This window comes from Deltaproteobacteria bacterium, assembly GCA_011375175.1.
GTDB lineage: Bacteria > Desulfobacterota > GWC2-55-46 > GWC2-55-46 > DRME01 > DRME01.
The window spans coordinates 36,311-42,310 of record DRME01000004.1 but is presented as its reverse complement, the minus strand read 5'-3'; the positions used below and the strand labels follow the sequence as shown (position 1 = coordinate 42,310).

The window sequence follows — 6,000 nt, the reverse complement described above, 5'->3', positions numbered from 1 at the left end:
CCTTCAAAGACTTTCAATACGAGTTGGTTTCCCCCTGTTTTGCCAGGCAAAACAGGGGGAAACCAACTCGCATTAAAAGTTTTTGGAGGGAGTCTGAGGGAACCTTTTTACAAAAAGGTTCCCTCAGTGCAATAAATCAGAGCTTACCTAAGCGCTTTCGATGAAGAGTTTGCCCGGGTCTTCGAGGTAGTTGATGATGCGGCTCATGAACAGCGATGCTTCGGAGCCGTCCACCACGCGGTGGTCGAAGGTGAGCGAGATGGGCAGTATTTTGCGTATTTTGATCTCGCCCTCGTGGATCCAGGGTTTGTCGCGGATGCGTCCTGTGCCGAGTATGCCCACGTCGGGGTGGTTGAGGATGGGGGTGGCGAAGAGGCCGCCGAAGGTGCCGTAGTTGGTGATGGTGAAGGTGGAGCCCTTGAGTTCGTCCAGCGTTATCTTCCTCTCCCTGGCCTTGCGGCTCAGCTCTCCGAGTTCGGCGGCGAGCTCCACTATGGATTTGCGGTCCACTTCCTTTACGACCGGCACCATGAGTCCCTCGTCGGTGTCCACGGCGATGCCGATGTTGTAGTACTTTTTCACCACGATCTCCTCGCCCTCGTCGTCGACCGAGCCGTTGAGCAAGGGGTGGGCCTTGAGGGCGTGTTGGACGGCCTTGATGAAGAAGGGCATGAAGGTGAGGTGTGCGCCCAGCTTCGCGGCCGCCTCCTTTTCGCGGTTCTTGAGGTTCCACAGGCCGGTGACGTCGGCCTCGTCCATGGCCGTGACGAAGGCCGAGACCTTCTGTGAGCGGATGAGCCTTCGGGTGATGCTCTTTCGCACGCCCTTGAGCTTTATCCTCTCGACGGGGCCGTACCTGTCGCGGTCGCCGCCCGGGGAGGCCGCCGCGCCCTGGGCCATGGCGGCATCGCGCACGTCCTCCTCGGTTATGCGCCCTCCGGGACCGGTGCCGGCCACGCCGTTGAGGTCCACGCCGAGCTTTTTGGCCAGGTGGCGCACGCCGGGGGTGGCGAGCACCTCTTCGGTCTCGGGCATGGTGCCGACGACGGAGAGCGAGGCGGGCCGCTGCTCGAGCTTCTTCTCCTCGCCCTCGACGGTCAGGGTGAATATGACCTCTCCCACCTCGACGGTGTCGCCCTCCTTCCTGTTGAGCCTTGCGACGACCCCTTTCTTCGGAGACGGCACCTCCACGATGGCCTTGTCGGTCTCCACCTCGACCACCCCCTGGTGGGCGTCGACGCGGTCCCCCTCCTTGACGAGCCACCTCACTATCTCGCCTTCCGTTATGCCCTCGCCGAGGTCGGGCAGCTTGAATTCATGGGGCATCTTCACACCTCGCCTTCTTGCTCCGCTTTGCGGCGACGGTCGTTAATTACTCTGTTAATTACTCTGGGGGAAACTTTCTGTAGAAAGTTTCCCCCAGACCCCCTTCAAAGACTTTCAATACGACTTGGTTTCCCCCTGTTTTGCTTGGCAAAACAGGGGGAAACCAAGTCGCGTTAAAAGTTTTTGGAGGGAGTCTGAGGGAACCTTTTACAAAAAGGTTCCCTCAGTGCAATAAATCAGAGTTTCCCTAAAACTCCATGACCCGTTCGTAGGCGCGCCGTATTCGTTCTTTCGACGGCATGTAATGGTCTTCGAGCAGCGCAAGGGGCACGACGGCCTCGGGGCCCGCCACTCTCACTATCGGCGCCTTGAGGTGGAGGATGGCCTCTTCGGCGACGAGCGCCGATATCTCGGCCCCCAGGCCGCAGTTCCTGGTCGCCTCGTGGACTATGACGAGCCGGCCCGTCTTCTTCACCGACTCGATGATTGTCTCTTCGTCGAAGGGTTTGAGCGTCATGAGGTCTATTATCTCGGCGTCGAAGCCTTCGCTCGCCTCGACGGCCCTGTGGAGCATGGTGCCCCAGGCCACGACGGTGAGGTCTGTGCCTTCCTGGTAGACGCTCGCCCTGCCGAGTTCGATCTCGTATGGTCTTTCCGGCACCTCGCCCTTGACGCCGCGGTAGAGCCTCGAGGGTTCGAGGAAGATGACGGGGTCGGGGTCGCGGATGGCGGCCGTGAGAAGTCCCCTGGCGTTGTACGGCGTGGAGGGGACGACGACCTTGAGTCCCGGCACGTGGCAGAGGATGGCCTCGGTGGACTCGGAGTGGAGTTCAGGGGCCTTTATGCCTATGCCGTAGGGGGTGCGCACGACCATGGGGACGGTGAAGCGGCCGCGGCTTCGCGAGCGCAGCCTGGCGGCGTGGCTTATGAGCTGTTCGAGGCCGCCGTAGATGAAGGCCATGAACTGTATCTCGGCGACCGGTCTTAGTCCGCAGGCCGCCATGGCGATGGAGGCGCCGATGATGCCGAGCTCGGCGAGCGGCGTGTCGATGACGCGCTCGGGGCCGAACCTTTCGAGAAGGCCCTCGGTGGCCCTGAATACGCCTCCGTCCCTGCCTATGTCTTCGCCCAGCAGCACGACGCGGGCGTCGCGCTCCATCTCGTCGGCCAGGGCGCTTGTGACGGCCTGGACGAGGTTCAGCGTCGCCATCCCAACTCCTCGAGCTCGTTTATCTGTCGCGGCGTGAGCTCGCCGTAGGTGTGGCGCACCATGTCGGCGGGCTCGGGCGGCGCCGCGGACTCGGCTTCTTCTATGGCCGCGTCGACCGTCCGCTCGGCCTCTCCGGTCACCTGCCGCTCGTACTCCTCGCTCCACAGGCCGCGGCCCTTCATGTAGGCGCGGAGCCGGATGAGCGGTTCGCGTCCCTGCCAGGCGGCCACCTCGCTTTCGTCGCGGTAGCGCGAGGCGTCGTCGGCCGTGGTGTGGTCGTCGAGCCTGTAGGTAAAGCACTCGATGAGGGTGGGTCCCCTGCCGGAGCGGGCCTTTTCGAGGGCGTCGCGTGTGGCCTTGTAGACGGCGAAGACGTCGTTGCCGTCCACCTGCACCCCCTCGAAGCCGTAGGCTATCGCCTTCTGGGCCATGGTCTCGGCCGCCGTCTGTTGTGTCCGTGGAATGGATATGGCGAACTGGTTGTTCTGGCAGAGGAAGACGGCGGGCAGGTTGTAGACGCCGGCGAAGTTGAGCCCTTCGTGGAAGTCGCCCTTTGAGGTGCCGCCGTCGCCGAAGTATCCGGCCGCCGCCGCGTCGGCGCCCTTGATCCTGAGCGCCATGGCGGCGCCTGCTATGTGCGGTATCTGGGTGCCCACGGGGATGCTCATGGGGAAGATGTTGAGCCCCTGGGGAGGGGACATGCCCCGCTCGTCGCCCTTCCAGTAGTTGAAGAGCGCGGAGATGGGATGGCCGAGCGCCACGTATACGCCCGACTCCCTGAAGGTGGGAAATATCCAGTCGTCCTTTTCAAAGGTTAGGGCCGTGCCTATCTGTGAGGCCTCCTGGCCGAAGATGGAGGCGTATGTGCCGATGCGCCCTTCGCGCTGGAGGCTCAGGGCCCTGGAGTTGAAGGTCCTGGCAAGGATTATCTTGGAGAAGAACTCCCTGACGACCGCATCAGGCGGCTCGTCCATGAGCGAAGCGTCGAAGCGGCCGTCCTCGTCGAGTATCTGGAGGTATTTGACCTCGAAGTTCTTGATCGTCCGAAGCGCCATCCTTTTGAGTTTACCATCAGAAAGTGCCTTGTCAAGAGGCCGGCCGCCGGGCGGTCCGGCGGAAAAGTCTTGACTTGGGGGGCGGCGGTGGTAAAATATCCAACTTCGAGCGCCCCCGTAGCTCAGAGGACAGAGCAACGGATTCCTAATCCGTGTGTCGCACGTTCGAGTCGTGCCGGGGGCGCCATGGAAATCAAGGGGTTGCGGCGATGCCGCAGCCCCTTTTTCTTTGTGTCCATTGAGTGCCCGATCTTCGAGCTTCTCAAGCGCCGGATGCGAGGCAAGGGGGCTCTTCCCGGAAGGGGCGGGCACGCTCGTATATGTCATGATGAAACCCTTTCAGACAAATCGGTGTTCCGTGAAAAATCGAGTTGACAGGGAGGGGGAAAGGGTAATATTCTCGTGATATCTTTCACTCCTTGTCGGCATGGGGTCATTCGTCGTGTGCCGCACTCTTTTCCAGGTTTCACGACCGTCTGCGAACCGGGGAGGCGCATATATGTCGGATATATTATGGACGTGGTTCACGAACGTGGAGGCGATATTCAGTTTTTTAGCCATGGTCTTCTCCGGTTTTTCCGGCTGGAGGCTGTGGCGGCAGAACAGGCAGTTGCGCGAGCTCGCCCGCAAGACGCCGAGTCTCGACGGCTTAAGGGAGCGGATCGAGTTCTACGAAAAGGCTCCGGTGTCCGAGACCCCCGTGGCCCTCGCCGTCTCGCTCGTCTCTGCGACGCACTCGATAAAGGGCGACGTGGAGGCGTACCTCAAGGCCAGTGGTAAGAAGATGAAAGTGATGGAGCTCAACATGGACGGCATAAAGGGCCGCGACGGCATCGAGAAGTTCATAAACCGGCTTCGCGCCATGCGAAGGGAGCTCGAAACCATGATGGCAAGCGAGGTCCATCTCTTCTTACAGGGGCCGGTCATGGCCGGGGTGCTTATTGGCGCCGTCTTCGACAACTGGAGGCCCGTAATCCTTTACCAGAAGAGTCCCGCTGGCGTCTCGCCTCGTCTCTACGACTACTGGTGTCCGCTGGTGAAATGAAGCGGGAGGGCGGAGACAGGGGGCGTGTAGTGGTGGACCTCTCCACCCTCTTCGACGGCACGGCGAGGCTCGGCGGGCTCGACGGCTACATCGCCAGGGTCGAGGAGCTCGTCACCCCCGGCTGCGAGGCGGTCCTTACGGGCCGGGCGCCGGTGTGGCTGTACCTCAAGGTCGCCCACGCCCTCCACGGCCGTGTGAGGCGGCTCGTTTACGACTCGCCCGTTACCGGCGAGGTGGAGATATTCGATCACGACCCTTTCTGAATCTGTGTTTGAGGCCGCCGTGCTTGACCGCGTGACGACCGGCGGGAATCTCCGCCCGGCCTGCCTTCGCGTGAAGGCGAGCCGCTGGCGCCCCGGTGGTGGACAGGCTCACCCTGCGGCTCGTCAACAGGCGCGTCATGAAGGCCTCCGACTTCCACGAGCGCGGCGGCGGCGGCGTCTACCTGCGTCGTGATGCCATGAAGCGTTACCTCGCCGCATGGGAGGAGCACCTGACCCGTCCCCTGGCCGGCGGCCATGGCACCGATCTCCGCCGCTCCTTCCGCCGTCAGGCCGAACGTCTCGCTGCGGCGCTCATGGGCGGTCCCGCCTACTGTGCGTTTTCTCTTGAAAGGCCATGAGCGATGTTGTATATTGTGTCGTACGACATCCCCGATACGCCGAGACGCACCAGGCTCTCCGAGCTTTTGAAGGACTTCGGCCGTCGCGTTCACTACAGCGTATTCGAGTGTCTCCTCGCCGATGGTGAGCTCGACGAGATGCTCGGCCGGATAGCCGACGTAGTGGACGGCGGCGAGGACAGCGTCCGCGTCTACGGCGTCTGCGCGTCCTGCGAGCGCCGGCTCGTGATAATCGGGCGCGGAGACAGGACGGTTGACGAAAAACACTATATTTTATAGTGAGTTGGCGGAAGCCGCAAAAGGGGATGAAAGTACGGGAGGTTATCTGAAGCTCGTAACTGCTTGCGGTTATTGGGAAAAACCGTTTTTGCCGCCTTCTGTTGCGGTCCCGCTAATTGAAAACCGATATCAAGAAAGGGGGGTTATGAAAAGGCTTGGTGTAACTGCCTGGAAAGAAAAGGAAAAAAAGGGGCGCCCTTGCAACATATGACCTGAAGTAGAAGGGATTGAAACTCATCGCCCGGAAAACCGGGCCCGTCGGCACACCAACTTGCAACATATGACCTGAAGTAGAAGGGATTGAAACAACCCGGGAAGATAAACCATCTGGGTCCCGAGCGCGCAGACTTGCAACATATGACCTGAAGTAGAAGGGAAGGCGTAAGCCCCTCCGTTCACTCCGCCTGGGGAACGCCGCCTGAAGACGCCTTGAGTCCGGCCTGATATTCCTGTAAATCATTCC

At 61.3% G+C, this 6,000-nt stretch carries 8 protein-coding genes and 1 tRNA gene; 6 read left to right on the top strand and 3 right to left on the bottom strand.

Annotation, left to right across the window (positions count from 1 at the left end; genetic code table 11):
- Positions 1-147: 147 nt before the first annotated feature.
- The 3 genes from ENJ37_00260 to pdhA form a co-directional block, all read right to left on the bottom strand.
- The gene (locus tag ENJ37_00260) at positions 148-1,326 is read right to left on the bottom strand and encodes a 2-oxo acid dehydrogenase subunit E2 (protein ID HHL38922.1); all 1,179 of its coding nucleotides are present in this window, start codon (positions 1,324-1,326) and stop codon (positions 148-150) included.
- A gap of 247 nt (positions 1,327-1,573) precedes the next feature.
- Positions 1,574-2,536, bottom strand: a complete 963-nt coding sequence (locus ENJ37_00255; GenBank protein HHL38921.1) for an alpha-ketoacid dehydrogenase subunit beta — start codon at positions 2,534-2,536, stop codon at positions 1,574-1,576.
- The gene (pdhA, locus tag ENJ37_00250) at positions 2,524-3,591 is read right to left on the bottom strand and encodes a pyruvate dehydrogenase (acetyl-transferring) E1 component subunit alpha (protein HHL38920.1); all 1,068 of its coding nucleotides are present in this window, start codon (positions 3,589-3,591) and stop codon (positions 2,524-2,526) included. The genes ENJ37_00255 and pdhA overlap by 13 nt, the downstream gene beginning before the upstream one ends.
- 111 nt (positions 3,592-3,702) lie before the next feature.
- Here pdhA and ENJ37_00245 point away from each other — a divergent pair.
- From ENJ37_00245 to ENJ37_00220, 6 genes are all read left to right on the top strand, one after another.
- Positions 3,703-3,778, top strand: a tRNA-Arg gene (locus ENJ37_00245).
- A 312-nt stretch (positions 3,779-4,090) separates the two neighbouring features.
- Positions 4,091-4,636, top strand: coding sequence for a hypothetical protein (locus tag ENJ37_00240; protein ID HHL38919.1), 546 nt, complete (start codon positions 4,091-4,093; stop codon positions 4,634-4,636).
- Positions 4,633-4,899 (top strand): hypothetical protein, encoded by a 267-nt coding sequence (locus tag ENJ37_00235; GenBank protein HHL38918.1) that lies wholly within the window; start codon positions 4,633-4,635, stop codon positions 4,897-4,899. The genes ENJ37_00240 and ENJ37_00235 overlap by 4 nt, the downstream gene beginning before the upstream one ends.
- A gap of 95 nt (positions 4,900-4,994) precedes the next feature.
- Positions 4,995-5,258, top strand: coding sequence for a hypothetical protein (locus ENJ37_00230; GenBank protein ID HHL38917.1), 264 nt, complete (start codon positions 4,995-4,997; stop codon positions 5,256-5,258).
- A 3-nt stretch (positions 5,259-5,261) separates the two neighbouring features.
- Positions 5,262-5,537: a CRISPR-associated endonuclease Cas2 gene (gene cas2, locus ENJ37_00225; protein HHL38916.1), complete on the top strand. Its 276-nt coding sequence runs from the start codon at positions 5,262-5,264 to the stop codon at positions 5,535-5,537.
- A 4-nt stretch (positions 5,538-5,541) separates the two neighbouring features.
- On the top strand, positions 5,542-5,748 hold the full coding sequence (locus ENJ37_00220) for a hypothetical protein (protein ID HHL38915.1): 207 nt from the start codon (positions 5,542-5,544) through the stop codon (positions 5,746-5,748).
- Positions 5,749-6,000 lie beyond the last annotated feature (252 nt).